The following is an 18947-nucleotide window of genomic DNA, read 5'->3' as shown; positions in this document are numbered from 1 at the left end:
AATTCCCTTGAGCTATTCAGTTTGTTGGCAAAGTGCGCTTTGGTCATGCTGGATGCTACAAAATCGCGCAAATTCAATACATTGTACCATCCGCGTAGGCCTGATAAGCGTAGCGCATCAGGCAGTCATAAGTAAAAAAGGGCGATCTTCCGACCGCCCTTTTTCTTATTTAATGTGATTACGCGTTTTTCAAAACTTCGCTAACAATCTCAACCGCTTCTTTCTCGATCTGCTTGCGATGTTCTTCACCGAGGAAGCTTTCGCAGTAGATCTTGTATGCGTCTTCCGTACCTGACGGACGCGCGGCGAACCAGCCGTTGTCAGTCATCACTTTCAGGCCGCCGATAGAAGCACCGTTGCCAGGCGCTGCGGTCAAGCGCGCTGTGATCGGGTCGCCTGCCAGGGTGCTGGCGCTCACCATTTCCGGAGACAGCTTAGACAATGCCGCTTTTTGTGCGGAAGTCGCAGCTGCCTGCAAACGGTTGTAGCTCGGCGCACCAAAGCGTTTTGCCAGTTCGTTGTAGTGTTCCTGCGGGTTCTTACCGGTGACAGCGGTGATTTCCGCCGCCAGCAGACACATAATGATGCCGTCTTTATCGGTGGACCACGGCGTGCCGTCGAAACGCAGGAAGGAAGCGCCTGCACTCTCTTCGCCGCCAAAGCCGAAGCTGCCATCAAACAGACCATCAACAAACCATTTGAAACCTACCGGCACTTCTACCAGCTTACGGCCCAAGTCATTGACCACACGGTCGATCATCGCAGATGAAACCAGCGTTTTACCGACGGCAACATCTTTGCCCCACTGCGGACGATGCTGGAACAGGTAGTTGATCGCCACCGCCAGGTAGTGGTTCGGGTTCATCAAACCAGCCGGAGTGACGATACCGTGACGGTCATAATCCGGGTCATTGGCAAACGCCAGATCAAACTTATCACGCAGCGCCAGCAGGCCCGCCATCGCACACTCGGAGGAACAGTCCATACGGATTGCGCCGTCTTTATCGAGGTGCATAAAGCGGAAGGTTTGATCGACCTGATCGTTAACAATGGTCAGGTTGAGGTTGTAATACTCGCCAATGCGCTTCCAGTATTCGATACCGGAACCGCCCAACGGATCAACACCCAGCGTCAGGCCAGCTTTCTGAATCGCTGCCATATCAACGATATCGGCCAGACCTTCTACGAACGGTTGCACAAGATCTTGCTCTTTCACATGACCAGATGCCATCGCTTCGTCGAGGGAGATACGCTTCACGCCTTTCAGGCCATCGGCCATCAGCGCGTTGGCCCTGTCTTCCACCACTTTAGTGACATTGGTATCAGCCGGGCCGCCATTTGGCGGGTTGTACTTGATACCACCGTCTTCCGGCGGGTTATGGGACGGCGTAATCACGATACCATCTGCCAGCGGTCCACCTTTTTTATTGTGAACCAGAATGGCATTAGAGACGGCCGGTGTTGGAGTGAAGCCATTGTTTTCCTGCACAATAACGTCTACCCCGTTCGCTGCCAGCACTTCCAGTACAGAAATAAACGCAGGTTCGGACAGGGCGTGAGTATCTTTACCCACATAGCAAGGGCCAGTGATGCCGTTTTTCGCCCGTTCTTCGGCAATCGCCTGAGCAATAGCCAGAATATGCGGCTCGTTAAAGCTATGGCGCGCTGCACTGCCACGGTGACCGGAAGTACCGAATTTCACCGCGTGCTCCGCATTCCCTGCTTCTGGTTTCAGTACATAATATTGCGCCGTCAGTTGGGCGACGTTTATCAAATCACTCTGCTGTGCAGGTTGGCCTGCACGATTGTGGATTGCCATTGCTTTGTCCTTTATCTGCAACGTTGTTTTAAATTGTCCCGCAAACCTTTTCAATCAATTCCGCCGGGAATTGCATCGACTGCATGATGTGTTCAATCATGCTGCATTTACGGCCAGTGTTAGTGTTGGTGATCACCCAATACGGCGTGCCTGGCACATGCTTCGGCTTGGTCTGATTACCATTTTTCAGCAGCGTCTGTTCATCTGCTGCAAAGTAAACGCGCGTGCGGCCGTGCAACGATTCCGTTGCCTCGGCAAACGCCTGGGCGTCAAGAGAATATAGTGTAGACAACAGCAGCATAAAGCGATTGACCGCTCGCTTTTGCTCTGCGTATTCATCGGAAAGCAAAAGTTCACGCATCGCGCGCACTTTGTCTTTCACCGTTTTGATCGGCTTCGCTTCGACGATAGCAGGTGACGCAATGCGAACCTCTTTCGTCACCGGAGCAACAGGCTGTGATGCGGCGGAAAACTTCAACATACGCCGTAAAATGTCGGATGCGCTCTCGCCGATATGCTTAGTGTGGCTGGCAATATAGCTGTAGAGTTCATCATCAACTTCAATCGTTTTCATCTTAATCCAGTGCGGTGTCTTAGCTGAATACAAGTCGCCAGGAGTATATGAATAAATCCCGGCAGCGGATAGCGTCAAGCCTGGCTTGCAGAAAAAATCGGATTAAACCTTATTTGTTGCAGCCCTGTGGCACAATGGTCAACATAATACCCTAACCCAACTACACGAAAAAAAGAACTTTGCCATGAAATTGAATATCCGCGCGCAATCTGCACAAAATCAGCATAATAATTCTCCCATCGTCCTCGTCCACGGGTTGTTTGGTAGCCTTGACAACCTCGGCGTGCTGGCGCGCGACCTGGTAAACGATCACAATATCATCCAGGTTGATATGCGTAACCACGGACTTTCGCCACGAGATCCACACATGAATTACCCGGCGATGGCCCAGGATCTTGTTGATACTCTGAATGCGCTGCAGATCGATAAGGCGACATTTATTGGTCACTCAATGGGTGGTAAAGCTGTGATGGCACTGACCGCGTTGGCGCCCGATCGCATCGAGAAACTGGTAGCGATCGATATCGCGCCGGTGGACTATCACGTACGCCGTCATGATGAAATTTTCGCAGCTATCAACGCGGTCAGTGGATCCGACGCGCAAACGCGCCAACAGGCCGCTGTAGTGATGCGCCAATATATTAATGAAGAGGGCGTGATTCAATTCCTGCTGAAATCTTTTGTTGACGGTGAGTGGCGTTTTAACGTGCCAGTATTATGGGATCAGTATCCACATATTGTTGGCTGGGAGAAGATTCCGGCATGGAACCACCCTGCTCTGTTTATTCCTGGCGGCAATTCCCCGTATGTTACTGAACAGTATCGTGATGATTTGCTGGCACAATTCCCACAAGCACGGGCGCATGTCATTGCAGGCGCGGGGCATTGGGTACACGCAGAAAAACCGGATGCTGTGCTGCGGGCTATCCGTCGCTATCTTAATGATTAACGCAACTGATTAAAAACCCAGCGTCCGCGCGGCATTCCGCGCGTGGGCGTTGGCGAGATTCCTCACGCTGTTGTATTATGGCGGGCTATCCATCCGGGCAGGCGCCTGGCTGATTGTTTCCCCCGAAGTCACCAAGATCATGGCCAAAGAACAAACGGACCGTACGACATTAGATCTGTTCGCGCACGAGCGTCGACCGGGACGACCGAAAACCAATCCGCTTTCGCGCGATGAACAGCTGCGTATTAATAAACGCAACCAGCTAAAACGCGACAAAGTACGTGGCCTTAAGCGTGTCGAACTGAAGCTGAACGCGGAAGCTGTCGAGGCGCTGAACGAGCTGGCGGAGTCGCGCAATATGAGCCGTAGCGAACTGATCGAAGAGATATTGATGCAGCAACTGGCGGCGCTGCGTAATCAGGGCATCGTTTAAATATCCACTTTCGTGTAGCACAGTGTGCAGTCCTGCTCGTTTGCTGATTCCGCAAGACTGCCTGTTCTGCTATGATTGCCTTTATCCGTGGGCAATTTGCCACCCCCATTTCAATAAGTTTCAAGAGGTTATTTCACTCATGGCTATCACTGGCATCTTTTTCGGCAGCGACACCGGTAATACCGAAAATATCGCAAAAATGATTCAAAAACAGCTTGGTAAAGACGTTGCCGATGTCCATGACATTGCAAAAAGCAGCAAAGAAGATCTGGAAGCTTATGACATTCTTCTGCTGGGCATCCCAACCTGGTACTATGGCGAAGCACAGTGTGACTGGGACGACTTCTTCCCGACTCTCGAAGAGATTGATTTCAATGGTAAACTGGTTGCGCTGTTTGGCTGTGGCGACCAGGAAGATTACGCAGAATATTTCTGCGACGCCTTAGGCACCATTCGTGACATTATTGAACCGCGCGGCGCGACCATCGTCGGTCACTGGCCAACTGCGGGCTATCATTTCGAAGCATCAAAAGGTCTGGCGGATGATGACCACTTTGTCGGCCTGGCTATCGACGAAGACCGTCAGCCAGAACTGACCGCCGAACGTGTAGAAAAATGGGTAAAACAAATTTCTGAAGAACTGCATCTCGACGAAATTATCAATGCCTGATGTACTGCGGCGTAGACTCATGTCTACGCCGTATTAATAGATAATGCCAATCAAAATAATTGCTACAAATTTGTAACTTTTGCCGTAGTACCTGTACAATGTTCCAGTATTGAAGTGGCCTTACCGATGTAAATGTAAGCTAAGCCACGTTTTTATTAACAATATTTGCCAGGGACTTGTAGTTTTCATTTAGGCATGGCAAATCTATAATGATACGCATTATCTCAAGAGCAAATTCTGTCACTTCTTTTAATGAAGTGAACCGCTTAGTAACAGGACAGATTCCGCATGACTGATAACAATACCGCCCTAAAGAAAGCTGGCCTGAAAGTAACGCTTCCTCGCTTAAAAATCCTGGAAGTTCTTCAGGAGCCGGACAACCATCACGTCAGTGCGGAAGATTTATACAAACGTCTGATCGATATGGGTGAAGAAATTGGTCTGGCTACGGTATATCGTGTACTGAACCAGTTTGACGACGCCGGTATCGTCACCCGCCACAATTTTGAAGGCGGTAAATCCGTATTTGAACTGACTCAACAACATCACCACGATCATCTGATCTGCCTCGACTGCGGAAAGGTTATCGAATTTAGTGATGAATCTATCGAAGCGCGTCAGCGTGAAATTGCCGCGAAGCATGGCATTCGCCTGACTAACCATAGTCTCTATCTTTACGGTCACTGTGCCGAAGGCGATTGCCGCGAAGATGAGCACGCGCACGAAGGCAAATAAGCCAGCCTGAACGAAAAAAGCCAACCTGCGGGTTGGCTTTTTTATACAAGGGAAATAAGAAAAGCGAGAGTTACAGCCCTCACTTATTTGTTATTACTGCGAATTTCCTGCCAGACCTTATCACAATCGGCTTTCACTGCCTGGTCATTACCGGTTTGCGTTGCCTGGATGCACTGCTGATAATCCAGTACGCGGACACTTTCCTGCTCGGCAAATTGCTGATGTTGTTTCTCTTTCTTCAGCACGTTTAACACGCTCTGACAGGCTTCAATTTTTTCCGGCGAACCTTGCGCGGTATTGATACAGGCGCTGTACGCCTCTTTCAGACGACTGTCTTCCTGTGGCGCGGTTGATTGCGCACAAGCCACCAGCCCCGATGCCATCGTGGCGATGAGAATCAGTTTTTTCATAGCGAATTCCTCAAATGTGCGGCAGGCACAAAACCTGCCGCGTCGGGCATCAGAAGATGGTGAATGGTGCGATTACCATGAATTTCACGTCGCGCTCATCCTGGAAGATGTTACCGTAACCGCCGCCCCAGCTTGGGATGTCGGAGTGGTTGTCGTATTCGGTGAAGTGCAGTTTGAACATTGTGCCCTTGGCACGACCGTCCTGAATGGTGTAGACCGCATCCAGGCTGTATGCAGACTCTTCAATAGTCCGGTTCTTGTCGTAGTACGCATCCGGATTGCTCTGCCAGGTCGCAGGTTTAGCATCCCATGCGTAAACGTAGGAAGCACCGATGGCGAAGCCTGGAAGATTCCAGTTTTTCAGGTCATACATCGCGCCGAAGAAGACCGCTTTTTCGCCGTTGGCGTTAAAGTCAGAACGGTTATCCCACCAGATATCCAGGCGACCGTTCGAGGAAGCGTAGGTTGGCGTCATACGTTGCAGGAAGTATCCCTGCTGACCGTCAGCTTTAACCCAGGTGCCTTCCAGACGCAAATCCACCACGTCAGCCGCCCGGTAACCAAAGGTCAACGCTTGCAGCCAGGCAGTGCCATCGTAAAGATCGTTGACGCTGCGATCGTCAACTTTATCGCGCGTACCGTAGAACTGGTAGCTGGTGGTTAACGGGCTACCGGCGATATCAAATTTATAGCTGGCTTTGGCAAAATACTGATCGATATACCCTTCCGCCTGACCAAACGCCGCTTCCAGCACGAAGTTATTTTTGAAGTCGTACTTCGCCCCAAGGGAGTGCAGATAATCAACTTTGGTGGTTTTATCGTTCTGATAAAACTCATCCATTTCCAGATGCCACGGCGCTTTGTATTCGTTGGTCCACATGTAGGAGAAACTCAACGCACCAGCATCGCCGTAATCAAAATTGGCCCCGGCTTCCGCGCCCTGATAGGTACCCGGCATAAAGCTCCAGTGCGGCGCTAACAGCGTTTGACCAGTTGGCTGAATGTAACCTGCCCTCGCCCACACCGGACCGTATTTAAATTTTGCCGCTGCTTTATACAGGCTTATACCGCTTTTGTCGCCGGACCAGTCTTCATCATAGGCTTTATTACTTTTCGAAAACGCGATTTCGTTCGGGTGTGAGCTGTCGCCGTTTTCCGCCATTTCAATCGCCGTAAACGCGGCAATATCAAGGCCGAACATATCAGCAGCATAACCGGACTGAAAATCGAGGTTGGCATTCCAGGTGGAGTGAGAAAGGTTGGTTTTGTATTTGTCGCCGTCGGTAACATCTTTACGGTCGCGTTCACGCTGCCAGTAATAGATACCGCCGGTTAAGGTTGAATCGTCGATGAATCCTTCGGCGCGAGCCTCCGGCATTGCCACCAGGCCCGACATTGCTGTAACACCGGCGATAGCCAGCGCCAGCGTACTACGTTTGCCACTAAACGTACGCATGGGTTAATCCTCTTTGACGTATAAATTGCTGCACCACAGGTGAACAGCGAAAAAAATAAAAATTAAAAAAGTAGCGTTGAGAAAAGTCTCGCTGACTACAGGAATAGACTATTTTTCGCGACGCGAATTATCAATCTCTTTCTGTAACGAGAATGTAAGAACATGAGCAACCGCACATATTTTGATGATTTTTGTTACAAGGTTTAAATGTGTACCAGGCGAGCGGGTAGAAGAAAAAATATGTGGCTTTCCAGTAAGATGAAAGCGGTTACATTTAAATTAATTATAATTTGTGATTTTAAATTTGTTGCATGAATAAATTGCGAAGCGAAATTAATTCGCGAAGAAAAGCAGAAAAAACGCCGCTGAACGCGGCGTTTTGAATTGTTTGCATGTTTCTTGCCGGATGCGGCGTAAACGCCTTATCCGGCAAGGTGAAACTTAAAATTACTCGCCTACTTTCGCCCAGGTATCACGCAGCCCAACGGTGCGGTTAAATACCGGTTTTTCCGCTGTGGAATGGCGGCTGTCGAGGCAGAAGTAGCCTTCACGCTCAAACTGGAATGCTTTACCTGCCACCGCATCTTTCAGAGACGGTTCAGCAAAGCCCTGTTTGATGACCAGAGAATCCTGGTTAATCACCGACAGGAAATCATCCGCAGCGCCTGGATTCGGCACACTGAACAGACGATCGTACAGGCGGATTTCAACCGGCAGCGCATGTGCCGCGCTTACCCAGTGAATAACGCCTTTGACTTTACGACCATCAGCCGGATCTTTGCTTAAGGTGTCGGCGTCATAAGTACAGAAGATAGTGGTGATATTGCCTTCGGCATCTTTCTCCACGCGTTCCGCTTTAATCACGTAAGCATTACGCAGACGCACTTCTTTACCCAGCACCAGACGTTTGTACTGCTTGTTAGCTTCTTCGCGGAAATCGGCGCGATCGATCCAAATCTCACCGCTAAACGGCACCTGACGGCTGCCCATTTCCGGTTTATTCGGATGGTTCGGCATGGTGACCATTTCGCCTTCGCCCTGATAGTTTTCGATAACCAGTTTCACCGGATCGATAACTGCCATTGCACGCGGCGCGTTCTCGTTGAGGTCTTCACGAATGCAGGATTCCAGCGACGCCATCTCAATGGTGTTGTCCTGCTTGGTCACGCCAATGCGTTTACAGAACTCACGAATAGAAGCCGCAGTGTAACCACGACGACGCAGACCGGAAATGGTCGGCATACGTGGATCATCCCAACCTTCTACGTGCTTGTCGGTGACCAGTTGGTTCAGCTTACGCTTGGACATCACGGTGTATTCCAGATTCAGGCGCGAGAATTCGTACTGGCGCGGATGAACAGGAATGGTGATGTTGTCCAGTACCCAGTCGTACAGACGACGGTTATCCTGGAACTCCAGCGTACACAGAGAGTGCGTAATGCCTTCCAGCGCATCGCTGATGCAGTGGGTGAAGTCGTACATCGGGTAGATGCACCACTTGTTGCCGGTCTGGTGGTGTTCAGCAAACTTAATGCGGTACAGCACCGGATCGCGCATCACGATAAACGGCGAAGCCATGTCGATTTTCGCGCGCAGGCAGGCTTTACCTTCTTCAAAACCACCGGTACGCATTTTTTCGAACAGCGCCAGGTTCTCTTCAACGCTGCGGTCGCGGTACGGGCTGTTTTTACCCGGCTGCGTCAGAGTGCCACGATATTCGCGGATCTGTTCTGGCGTCAGCTCATCGACATACGCCAGGCCTTTATTGATCAGTTCAACAGCATAGGCGTGGAGCTGATCAAAATAATCGGAGGAGTAACGGACGTTACCAGACCAGTGAAAACCTAACCACTCTACGTCGTTTTTGATCGACTCGACGTACTCAATATCTTCTTTTACCGGGTTAGTGTCGTCGAAACGCAGGTTGCACTGGCCTTTATAGTCCTGGGCGATCCCGAAGTTCAGGCAGATAGATTTCGCATGGCCAATATGCAGATAGCCATTCGGCTCCGGCGGGAAACGGGTGTGTACTGTGGTGTGCTTACCACTGGCCAGATCTTCATCGATGATCTGACGAATAAAGTTAGTCGGGCGGGCTTCTGCCTCACTCATCGTGGATTCCTCAAAGCGTAAACAACGTATAACGGCGTATGATCTTATAAGCGGGACAGGCTGACAACTGTTAGTTAGAGAAAATCGAAAAATCTAACAGAGATTATGGGGATAGTTGATGAAAAAAAAAGCGGCAGAGAAGATCTCCACCGCTTGTCATTGTTGGATGCGACGCTCAAGCGTCGCATCAGGCATAAAGCAGATTACTTTTTGATTTCATACAGCGGTGTTTGACCCGCCACAACATGGCCCTGAGCTTTAATGATCAAGCCACTGAAATCGTCGATATTGCTGCAAACCACCGGGCTAATCATCGAACGGGCGTTAGCGTTCAGGTAATCCAGATCCATTTCCAGAATCGGTTGCCCTGCGCTTACCTGCGCGCCCTCTTCCACCAAACGTTTAAAGCCTTTACCTTCCAGCGCTACGGTGTCGATACCCATGTGGACGACAATCTCCGCGCCTTTTTCGGTTTCCAGGCAGAACGCGTGGTTGGTGTTGAAGATTTTCACGATTGTCCCTGCGGCTGGTGATACGACGATTTTATCTGTCGGTTTCACCGCCACACCGTCACCCACCGCTTTGCTGGCGAATGCTTCGTCTGGCACCTGATCCAGTGCGACAACATCACCGGTAATTGGCGATACCAGCTCAGCGATAGACACTGCGTTTGGTACAGCCTGCGGTTTCGCTACCGGAGCGGCAGTTGCCGGAGCAGCTTCAGCAGAAGCAGCAGCTACCGGGCCACGAGCAACGACTTTCTTCATCGCATCGCCGATGGATTCTGCTTTCGCGCCGACAATCACCTGGATGGTCTGTTTGTTCAGTTTCACCACACCAGAAGCACCCAGACGTTTACACATCGCATCGTTGACACGTGCTGAGTCAGCCACAGTCAAGCGCAGACGAGTAATACAGGCGTCAATCGCTTTTAGATTGTCACTACCACCAACTGCCGCAATGTAGTTGGTTGCCAGTTGAGTTAAGCCTTCTTCGGTATTGCTGTTCGCTTCTTCAGTAACGATCTCGTCATCTTTATCTTCACGACCTGGCGTTTTCAGGTTGAACATACGGATAACCGCACTGAACACCACAAAGTAGATAACGAAGAAAACAACGCCCATCACCAGCAGCATCCAGACGTTCTGGCTGGCTGCTGGCAGGTTGTACATCAACGCGTAGTCGATAGCGCCCGCAGAGAAGGAGAAGCCCGCGTGGATCCCCAGCAGCGTTGCCACAAACAGACTGATACCGGTCAGCAGTGCGTGCAGGAGGTACAGCAACGGCGCAAGGAACATGAACAGGAATTCCAGCGGCTCAGTCACACCTGTCAGGAACGCGGTGATAGCAACAGAAAGCAGCATCCCGCCAACCATCGGGCGACGCTCTTTCGGTGCTGCGAAGTACATCGCCAGCGCCGCACCTGGCAGACCGAACATCATGATCGGGAAGAAGCCAGACATGAACATCCCCGCAGTGCCGTCGCCCGCATAGAAGCGGTTGATGTCACCGTGGAAAACCGTACCCGCAGCGTTGGTGAATTCACCAATCTGGAACCAGGCGATGGTATTCAGTACCTGATGCAGACCGGTTGGGATCAGCAGACGGTTGATGAAACCAAAGATACCGGAACCCAGCGCGCCCGCAGAAACGATCCACTCGCCGCCTGCATGGATAGCGTGCTGTACCGGCGGCCAGACGTAACCAAAAATGGCTGCCAGCACCAGGCAGAAGAAGCCGGTGGCGATCGGCACAAAACGTTTGCCGCCGAAGAAGCTCAGGAAGTCCGGCAGTTTAATATCAGACCAACGGTTATAGGCTGCACCACCGACCAGACCGGTAATGATACCTGCCAGAACCCCCATGTTAATTTCTGGGTTGATGGTCACCATCGCTTTAGTTAACACAAAGTAACCAACTGCACCCGCCAACGCAGCTGCACCTGCACTGTCTTTGGACCAGCTGGAGGCCACGCCGATCGCAAAGATCAACGCCAGGTTATCAAAAATCGCGCCGCCTGCCTGGGCAATAAACGCAACATTAAGTAAATCTGGCTGGCCGAATCGCAGCAACAGTGCCGCCACCGGCAGCACCGCGATAGGGAGCTGTAACGCCCTACCGAGTCGCTGGAAAAAACCTAAAATATTCATCTTATTCCCCCTACGAGAATTCTATTTGGCTCGTTTAAAGCCGTATCTTTATTTTGCAGCAAATTGTACTGCCGATGTTCTGTAATCATATTGTTAGATCATCTGCTACAGAGTGTGTGAAAATTTAATTCGTACCGCAAATTAAACGCGCGTCTTTTGTGAGTTTTGTCACCAAATATCGTTATCATTACTCCCTTTTACTGGCTAAACCAGAAAACTTATTTTATCATTCAAAAAATCAGGTCGGATTGACGCCTGTCTGCGCAAATCCAGGTTACGCTTAAAGATGCCTAATCCGCCAACGGCTTACTTTTTACTTACTTGAGGTGAATAATGAGACTGATCCCCCTGACTACCGCTGAACAGGTCGGCAAATGGGCTGCTCGCCATATCGTTAATCGTATTAATGCGTTCAAACCGACTGCCGATCGTCCGTTTGTGCTTGGCCTGCCGACTGGCGGCACGCCGATGACCACCTATAAAGCGTTAGTCGAAATGCATAAAGCAGGCCAGGTCAGCTTTAAGCACGTTGTCACCTTCAACATGGACGAATATGTCGGTCTGCCGAAAGAGCATCCGGAAAGCTACTACAGTTTTATGCACCGTAACTTCTTCGATCACGTTGATATTCCAGCAGAAAATATCAACCTTCTCAACGGCAATGCCCCAGATATCGACGCCGAATGCCGCCAGTATGAAGAAAAAATCCGCTCTTACGGTAAAATCCACCTGTTTATGGGCGGTGTAGGTAACGACGGTCACATTGCATTTAACGAACCGGCCTCTTCTCTTGCCTCTCGCACCCGTATCAAAACCCTGACACATGACACTCGCGTCGCAAACTCTCGTTTCTTTGATAACGATGTTAATCAGGTGCCAAAATATGCGCTGACCGTAGGTGTGGGTACACTGCTGGATGCCGAAGAAGTGATGATTCTGGTGCTGGGCAGCCAGAAAGCACTGGCACTGCAGGCTGCCGTTGAAGGTTGCGTTAACCACATGTGGACCATCAGCTGTCTGCAACTGCATCCGAAAGCCATCATGGTGTGCGATGAACCTTCCACCATGGAGCTGAAAGTTAAGACTTTAAGATATTTCAACGAATTAGAAGCAGAAAATATCAAAGGTCTGTAATTGTTATCCCTGCCCTGACGCCTTGCTCAGGGCATTATTATTTTTGAAATCGGGGGTCGGAATGTATGCATTAACCCAGGGCCGGATCTTTACCGGTCATGAATTTCTTGATGACCATGCAGTTGTTATCGCTGATGGCCTGATTAAAAGCGTCTGCCCAATAGCGGAACTGCCGCCAGAGATTGAACAACGTTCACTGAACGGGGCCATTCTCTCCCCCGGTTTTATCGATGTGCAGTTAAACGGCTGCGGCGGCGTACAGTTCAACGATACCGCTGAAGCGGTCAGCGTGGAAACGCTGGAAATCATGCAGAAAGCCAATGAGAAATCAGGCTGCACTAACTATTTGCCGACGCTTATCACCACCAGCGATGAGCTGATGAAACAGGGCGTGCGCGTTATGCGCGAGTACCTGGCAAAACATCCGAATCAGGCATTAGGTTTACATCTGGAAGGTCCGTGGCTGAATCTGGTAAAAAAAGGCACCCATAATCCGAATTTTGTGCGCAAACCTGATGCCGCGCTGGTCGATTTCCTGTGTGAAAATGCCGATGTCATTACCAAAGTGACGCTGGCACCGGAAATGGTTCCAGCAGAAGTGATCAGCAAACTGGCAAATGCCGGGATTGTGGTGTCTGCCGGTCACTCCAACGCGACGTTGAAAGAAGCGAAAGCCGGTTTCCGCGCGGGGATTACCTTTGCCACCCATCTGTACAACGCGATGCCGTATATTACGGGCCGTGAGCCGGGCCTGGCGGGCGCGATCCTCGACGAAGCTGACATTTATTGCGGTATTATCGCTGATGGCCTGCATGTTGATTACGCCAACATTCGTAACGCTAAACGTCTGAAAGGCGACAAACTGTGTCTGGTTACCGATGCCACCGCGCCAGCAGGTGCCAATATTGAACAGTTCATTTTTGCGGGTAAAACAATATACTACCGCAACGGACTTTGTGTGGATGAGAATGGTACGTTAAGTGGTTCATCCTTAACCATGATTGAAGGCGTGCGTAATCTGGTTGAACATTGCGGTATCGCACTGGATGAAGTGCTGCGTATGGCGACGCTCTATCCGGCTCGTGCGATTGGCGTTGAAAAACGTCTCGGCACGCTCGCCGCAGGTAAAGTGGCCAACCTGACCGCATTCACACCTGATTTTAAAATCACCAGGACCATCGTTAACGGTAACGAGGTCGTAACCCAATAAGAGAAAGTATGACACCAGGCGGACAAGCTCAGATAGGTAATGTTGATCTCGTAAAACAGCTTAACAGCGCGGCGGTTTATCGCCTGATTGACCAGCATGGGCCAATCTCGCGAATTCAGATTGCTGAGCAAAGCCAGCTTGCCCCCGCCAGCGTAACCAAAATTACGCGTCAGCTTATCGAACGCGGGCTGATCAAAGAAGTTGATCAGCAGGCCTCCACCGGAGGCCGCCGCGCTATCTCTATCGTCACCGAAACCCGCAATTTCCACGCAATTGGCGTACGTCTCGGTCGCCACGACGCCACCATCACCCTGTTTGATCTCAGCAGCAAAGTTCTGGCAGAAGAACATTACCCGCTACCGGAACGTACCCAGCAGACGCTGGAACATGCCCTGCTGAATGCCATTACTCAGTTTATTGAGAACCACCAGCGCAAGCTGCGGGAGCTGATCGCGATTTCAGTGATCCTGCCAGGGCTGGTCGACCCGGACAGCGGCAAAATTCACTACATGCCGCATATTCAGGTGGAAAACTGGGGGCTGGTTGAAGCACTGGAAGAGCGTTTTAAAGTGACCTGTTTTGTCGGCCACGATATCCGCAGTCTGGCGCTGGCAGAGCACTACTTCGGTGCAAGTCAGGATTGCGAAGACTTCATTCTGGTGCGTGTCCATCGCGGAACGGGGGCCGGGATTATCTCTAATGGGCGCATTTTTATTGGCCGCAACGGCAACGTCGGTGAAATTGGCCATATTCAGGTCGAACCGCTGGGTGAACGCTGCCACTGCGGCAACTTTGGCTGCCTGGAAACTATCGCTGCCAACGCTGCCATTGAACAACGGGTGTTGAATTTATTAAAGCAGGGCTACCAGAGCCGTGTGCCGCTGGACGATTGCACCATCAAAACAATCTGCAAAGCCGCGAACAAAGGCGATAGCCTGGCCTCGGAAGTGATCGAGTATGTCGGTCGTCATCTGGGCAAAACCATCGCCATTGCTATCAACTTATTTAATCCGCAAAAAATTGTTATCGCTGGTGAGATCACCGAAGCCGATAAAGTGCTGCTCCCTGCTATCGAAAGCTGCATTAATACTCAGGCACTGAAGGCGTTTCGCACTAATCTACCGGTGGTACGTTCTGAGCTGGATCACCGCTCGGCAATCGGCGCTTTTGCGCTGGTAAAACGCGCCATGCTCAACGGTATTTTGCTCCAGCATTTGCTGGAAAATTAATGTGCTTTTATAGTGGCGCTTATTGTTGCCAATATTCTGGGTAGTCCATGACCATTAAAAATGTAATTTGCGATATCGACGGCGTGCTGATGCACGATAACGTCGCCGTACCGGGTGCAGCGGAATTTTTGCACGGGATTATGGATAAAGGCCTGCCGCTGGTGTTGCTGACCAACTATCCTTCGCAGACCGGGCAAGATCTGGCGAACCGCTTTGCCACTGCCGGTGTCGATGTGCCGGACAGCGTGTTTTATACCTCCGCGATGGCAACCGCCGATTTCCTGCGTCGCCAGGAAGGCAAGAAAGCGTATGTGGTGGGCGAAGGCGCGCTGATTCATGAGCTGTACAAAGCTGGTTTTACGATTACCGATGTGAACCCTGATTTTGTGATTGTTGGCGAAACACGCTCCTACAACTGGGACATGATGCATAAAGCGGCCTATTTTGTCGCTAATGGTGCACGCTTTATCGCCACCAACCCAGATACTCACGGACGCGGTTTTTATCCCGCCTGTGGCGCGCTGTGCGCGGGCATTGAGAAAATCTCCGGACGTAAACCGTTCTATGTTGGTAAGCCGAGTCCGTGGATCATCCGCGCGGCATTAAACAAAATGCAGGCGCATTCGGAAGAAACGGTGATTGTCGGCGATAACCTGCGTACCGATATTCTGGCGGGCTTCCAGGCCGGTCTGGAGACGATTCTTGTGCTCTCCGGCGTTTCGTCGCTCGACGATATCGACAGTATGCCGTTCCGCCCAAGCTGGATTTACCCGTCAGTCGCTGAAATCGACGTTATCTGAATAGCAACCACGTCTGCGGACGTGGTTTCTTATTTTTACCCATCATTAAAATTCACCCATTCAATAAAACCCACTAAAAATTATCGAATCATCAACAAACACATCCTTACACCAGACCTTTTTTCACCAATCGACAATCACCATTACGTTTTTTATTTTTTCACCGTCAAATCGCTTGCGCACAGTGCTGCTTTGCGGCATTTTTTTAAACAAGCAAACACAACAAGCAACAAATACCAGGTTAACGGAGAAGGTTATGTGTTCAATTTTTGGCGTATTCGATATCAAAACAGACGCAGTTGAGCTGCGGAAGAAAGCACTCGAGCTGTCACGCCTGATGCGTCATCGCGGCCCGGACTGGTCCGGTATTTATGCCAGCGATAACGCCATTCTCGCCCACGAACGTCTGTCAATTGTTGACGTTAACGCGGGGGCGCAACCTCTCTACAACCAACAAAAAACCCACGTACTGGCGGTAAACGGTGAAATCTACAACCACCAGGCATTGCGCACCGAATATGGCGATCGTTACCAATTCCAGACCGGGTCTGACTGCGAAGTGATCCTCGCGCTGTATCAGGAAAAAGGGCCGGAATTTCTCGACGACTTGCAGGGCATGTTTGCCTTTGCCCTGTACGACAGCGAAAAAGATGCATATCTGATTGGTCGCGACCATCTGGGGATCATCCCACTGTATATGGGGTATGACGAACACGGTCAGCTGTATGTGGCCTCAGAAATGAAAGCCCTGGTGCCAGTATGCCGCACGATTAAAGAGTTCCCGGCGGGGAGCTATTTATGGAGTCAGGACGGCGAAATCCGTTCTTATTATCATCGCGACTGGTTCGACTACGATGCGGTGAAAGATAACGTGACCGACAAAAACGAGCTGCGTCAGGCGCTGGAAGATTCCGTTAAAAGCCATCTGATGTCAGACGTGCCTTACGGCGTGCTGCTCTCGGGTGGTCTGGATTCCTCAATTATTTCCGCAATCACCAAGAAATACGCCGCCCGTCGCGTGGAAGATCAGGAACGCTCTGAAGCCTGGTGGCCGCAGTTGCACTCCTTTGCCGTAGGTCTGCCGGGTTCTCCTGATCTGAAAGCAGCCCAGGAAGTGGCGAACCATCTGGGCACTGTGCACCACGAAATTCACTTCACTGTACAGGAAGGTCTGGATGCCATCCGCGATGTGATTTACCACATCGAAACTTATGATGTGACCACTATTCGCGCTTCAACACCGATGTATTTAATGTCGCGTAAGATCAAGGCAATGGGAATTAAAATGGTGTTGTCCGGTGAAGGTTCTGACGAAGTGTTTGGCGGTTATCTTTACTTCCACAAAGCGCCGAACGCTAAAGAACTGCATGAAGAGACGGTGCGTAAACTGCTGGCCCTGCATATGTATGACTGCGCGCGTGCCAACAAAGCGATGTCAGCCTGGGGCGTGGAAGCACGCGTTCCGTTCCTCGACAAGAAATTCCTCGACGTGGCGATGCGTATTAACCCGCAGGATAAAATGTGCGGTAACGGTAAGATGGAAAAACACATCCTGCGTGAATGTTTTGAGTCGTACCTGCCTGCAAGTGTTGCCTGGCGGCAGAAAGAGCAGTTCTCCGATGGCGTCGGTTACAGTTGGATTGACACACTGAAAGAAGTGGCGGCACAACAGGTTTCTGATCAGCAACTGGAAACAGCCCGCTTCCGCTTCCCATACAACACGCCGACCTCAAAAGAAGCGTACCTGTACCGGGAAATCTTTGAAGAACTGTTCCCGCTTCCGAGCGCCGCTGAGTGCGTGCCGGGCGGTCCTTCCGTCGCTTGTTCTTCCGCTAAAGCGATCGAGTGGGATGAGGCGTTCAAGAAAATGGACGATCCGTCTGGTCGTGCGGTTGGCGTTCACCAGTCAGCGTATAAATAAGACGTGTAATATTGCCCCGGAGAAATCCGGGGCAATTTCAGTTACTGGGGAGCTTGTTGATTCTGATATGCAGTGAGGAAATGTTCCGGATTTGCTACATCGCTGTCAGATAATTCATTACTGTAAGCGACTGACCAGGTTGCCGATTCCTCCGGGATATGCAGGCTTCCATTTCCCTCTTTCAGGCGTAATAACTCAAAAGATTCACCCTTGATTACAGCGGTATAAGATTTCTCACCTTCCTGTAATACTTTTACTTTGCAGCGAAAAATCTGACCATCGATGTCATTATCAACATGCGATACCTGAACGAGTGCCTCATTAGACGCTTTCGGCCCGATTCGCATCATCCACACCACAGCGCCTTCCTGCCCACGATAGCCAAAAACATATTTACCGATTTCCGGTTTGACCGTATCGGCAAACGCGGATTGCATAAGTAATAAGACACCCATCAACATCGTCATAAAACGCAGCATAGTATTCCCTCAATAAATCGCCTGAAGTGATAGCAGAGATGCAGGCGTAGCGATCCCTGCCCAGTCCTGTTGCAACGGGCCAGTATTTCATAGATTAATTTCCCACCACTATTGTTGAATTCCGAATTTCATCCTGTATGACAAAAGAATGGCTGTAGGGTGGGGAAAAAACACAAAGTAAACAATAATTGACGAATATAGCGCCACGCTGTTCGCAACCTAACCAAACAGTCACTTTCGAGCAATTTTCCTTGAAAAAGAGGTTGACGCTGCAAGGCTCTATACGCATAATGCGCCCCGCAACGCCGATAAGGTATCGCGAAAAAAAGATGGCTACGTAGCTCAGTTGGTTAGAGCACATCACTCATAATGATGGGGTCACAGGTTCGAATCCCGTCGTAGCCACCATCTTTTTGCGGGAGTGGCGAAATTGGTAGACGCACCAGATTTAGGTTCTGGCGCCGCAAGGTGTGCGAGTTCAAGTCTCGCCTCCCGCACCATTCACCAGAAAGCGTTGTACGGATGGGGTATCGCCAAGCGGTAAGGCACCGGTTTTTGATACCGGCATTCCCTGGTTCGAATCCAGGTACCCCAGCCATCTTCTTCGAGTAAGCGGTTCAGCGCCCGGTTATTGGGGTATCGCCAAGCGGTAAGGCACCGGTTTTTGATACCGGCATTCCCTGGTTCGAATCCAGGTACCCCAGCCATCGAAGAAATAATCTGGCTACGTAGCTCAGTTGGTTAGAGCACATCACTCATAATGATGGGGTCACAGGTTCGAATCCCGTCGTAGCCACCAAATTCTGAATCTGTCGAATAGATTCGGCAAATTCAAAAACAAATTTGTTGGGGTATCGCCAAGCGGT

17 protein-coding genes and 5 tRNA genes are annotated in these 18947 nt (G+C 50.6%); 15 read left to right on the top strand and 7 right to left on the bottom strand.

Annotated elements, in window-relative coordinates:
- Positions 1-178 precede the first annotated feature (178 nt).
- The gene (gene pgm, locus D9734_RS19500; protein WP_001295675.1) at positions 179-1819 is read right to left on the bottom strand and encodes a phosphoglucomutase (alpha-D-glucose-1,6-bisphosphate-dependent); all 1641 of its coding nucleotides are present in this window, start codon (positions 1817-1819) and stop codon (positions 179-181) included.
- Between the two features lie 28 nt (positions 1820-1847).
- Positions 1848-2393 carry a replication initiation negative regulator SeqA gene (gene seqA / locus D9734_RS19495; protein WP_130209830.1) on the bottom strand — a complete coding sequence of 182 codons (546 nt, stop codon included), beginning with the start codon at positions 2391-2393 and terminating at the stop codon, positions 1848-1850.
- 184 nt (positions 2394-2577) lie between these two features.
- On the opposite strand from seqA, the gene ybfF reads away from it, so the two are divergent.
- The 5 genes from ybfF to fur all read left to right on the top strand — a co-directional run bounded on the left by ybfF (position 2578) and on the right by fur (position 5180).
- On the top strand, positions 2578-3342 hold the full coding sequence (gene ybfF, locus D9734_RS19490) for an esterase (protein ID WP_130209828.1): 765 nt from the start codon (positions 2578-2580) through the stop codon (positions 3340-3342).
- Positions 3343-3481: 139 nt separating this feature from the next.
- Positions 3482-3775, top strand: coding sequence for a LexA regulated protein (gene ybfE / locus D9734_RS19485; RefSeq protein WP_064528940.1), 294 nt, complete (start codon positions 3482-3484; stop codon positions 3773-3775).
- A gap of 139 nt (positions 3776-3914) precedes the next feature.
- Entirely contained in the window at positions 3915-4445 is a 531-nt protein-coding gene (gene fldA / locus D9734_RS19480) for a flavodoxin FldA (protein WP_010346538.1), read from the top strand.
- Between the two features lie 209 nt (positions 4446-4654).
- The gene (gene uof, locus D9734_RS19475) at positions 4655-4741 is read left to right on the top strand and encodes a fur leader peptide (protein ID WP_010380762.1); all 87 of its coding nucleotides are present in this window, start codon (positions 4655-4657) and stop codon (positions 4739-4741) included.
- A complete protein-coding gene (fur, locus tag D9734_RS19470) occupies positions 4734-5180 on the top strand; it encodes a ferric iron uptake transcriptional regulator (protein ID WP_000131706.1) in 447 nt (148 codons plus the stop codon). The genes uof and fur overlap by 8 nt, the downstream gene beginning before the upstream one ends.
- An 83-nt stretch (positions 5181-5263) precedes the next feature.
- Here fur and chiQ read toward each other — a convergent pair whose 3' ends face one another.
- From chiQ to nagE, 4 genes are all read right to left on the bottom strand, one after another.
- Positions 5264-5590: a ChiQ/YbfN family lipoprotein gene (gene chiQ, locus D9734_RS19465; RefSeq protein WP_130209826.1), complete on the bottom strand. Its 327-nt coding sequence runs from the start codon at positions 5588-5590 to the stop codon at positions 5264-5266.
- A 49-nt stretch (positions 5591-5639) separates the two neighbouring features.
- On the bottom strand, positions 5640-7046 hold the full coding sequence (gene chiP, locus D9734_RS19460) for a chitoporin (RefSeq protein WP_130209824.1): 1407 nt from the start codon (positions 7044-7046) through the stop codon (positions 5640-5642).
- 447 nt (positions 7047-7493) lie between these two features.
- A complete protein-coding gene (gene glnS, locus D9734_RS19455) occupies positions 7494-9158 on the bottom strand; it encodes a glutamine--tRNA ligase (RefSeq protein WP_130209822.1) in 1665 nt (554 codons plus the stop codon).
- Between the two features lie 203 nt (positions 9159-9361).
- Positions 9362-11308, bottom strand: a complete 1947-nt coding sequence (nagE, locus tag D9734_RS19450) for a PTS N-acetyl glucosamine transporter subunit IIABC (protein ID WP_130209820.1) — start codon at positions 11306-11308, stop codon at positions 9362-9364.
- A 333-nt stretch (positions 11309-11641) separates the two neighbouring features.
- On the opposite strand from nagE, the gene nagB reads away from it, so the two are divergent.
- The 5 genes from nagB to asnB all read left to right on the top strand — a co-directional run bounded on the left by nagB (position 11642) and on the right by asnB (position 17602).
- Positions 11642-12442: a glucosamine-6-phosphate deaminase gene (nagB, locus tag D9734_RS19445; protein WP_001237072.1), complete on the top strand. Its 801-nt coding sequence runs from the start codon at positions 11642-11644 to the stop codon at positions 12440-12442.
- A gap of 61 nt (positions 12443-12503) precedes the next feature.
- On the top strand, positions 12504-13652 hold the full coding sequence (gene nagA / locus D9734_RS19440; protein WP_021540168.1) for an N-acetylglucosamine-6-phosphate deacetylase: 1149 nt from the start codon (positions 12504-12506) through the stop codon (positions 13650-13652).
- A gap of 8 nt (positions 13653-13660) precedes the next feature.
- Positions 13661-14881, top strand: coding sequence for a DNA-binding transcriptional regulator NagC (nagC, locus tag D9734_RS19435; protein ID WP_130209818.1), 1221 nt, complete (start codon positions 13661-13663; stop codon positions 14879-14881).
- A 47-nt stretch (positions 14882-14928) separates the two neighbouring features.
- Positions 14929-15681, top strand: coding sequence for a ribonucleotide monophosphatase NagD (gene nagD, locus D9734_RS19430; protein ID WP_000153129.1), 753 nt, complete (start codon positions 14929-14931; stop codon positions 15679-15681).
- A gap of 256 nt (positions 15682-15937) precedes the next feature.
- Complete coding sequence (asnB, locus tag D9734_RS19425) at positions 15938-17602, top strand: asparagine synthase B (protein WP_130209816.1); 1665 nt, start codon at positions 15938-15940, stop codon at positions 17600-17602.
- A gap of 41 nt (positions 17603-17643) precedes the next feature.
- On the opposite strand, the gene D9734_RS19420 is transcribed toward asnB, so the two are convergent.
- The gene (locus D9734_RS19420; RefSeq protein ID WP_130209814.1) at positions 17644-18081 is read right to left on the bottom strand and encodes a hypothetical protein; all 438 of its coding nucleotides are present in this window, start codon (positions 18079-18081) and stop codon (positions 17644-17646) included.
- Positions 18082-18412: 331 nt separating this feature from the next.
- On the opposite strand from D9734_RS19420, the gene D9734_RS19415 reads away from it, so the two are divergent.
- The 5 genes from D9734_RS19415 to D9734_RS19395 all read left to right on the top strand — a co-directional run bounded on the left by D9734_RS19415 (position 18413) and on the right by D9734_RS19395 (position 18880).
- Positions 18413-18489: transfer RNA gene (locus D9734_RS19415), tRNA-Met, on the top strand.
- A gap of 7 nt (positions 18490-18496) precedes the next feature.
- Positions 18497-18581 (top strand) — tRNA-Leu (locus D9734_RS19410).
- A gap of 23 nt (positions 18582-18604) precedes the next feature.
- Positions 18605-18679, top strand: a tRNA-Gln gene (locus D9734_RS19405).
- Between the two features lie 34 nt (positions 18680-18713).
- Positions 18714-18788: transfer RNA gene (locus tag D9734_RS19400), tRNA-Gln, on the top strand.
- A 15-nt stretch (positions 18789-18803) separates the two neighbouring features.
- Positions 18804-18880, top strand: a tRNA-Met gene (locus D9734_RS19395).
- Positions 18881-18947 lie beyond the last annotated feature (67 nt).

The sequence above is a fragment of the Escherichia sp. E14S1 genome (assembly GCF_004211995.1).
Taxonomy (GTDB): Bacteria; Pseudomonadota; Gammaproteobacteria; order Enterobacterales; family Enterobacteriaceae; genus Escherichia.
The sequence above is the reverse complement of the archived record's forward strand: the minus strand, read 5'-3'. Positions and strand labels throughout refer to the sequence as shown.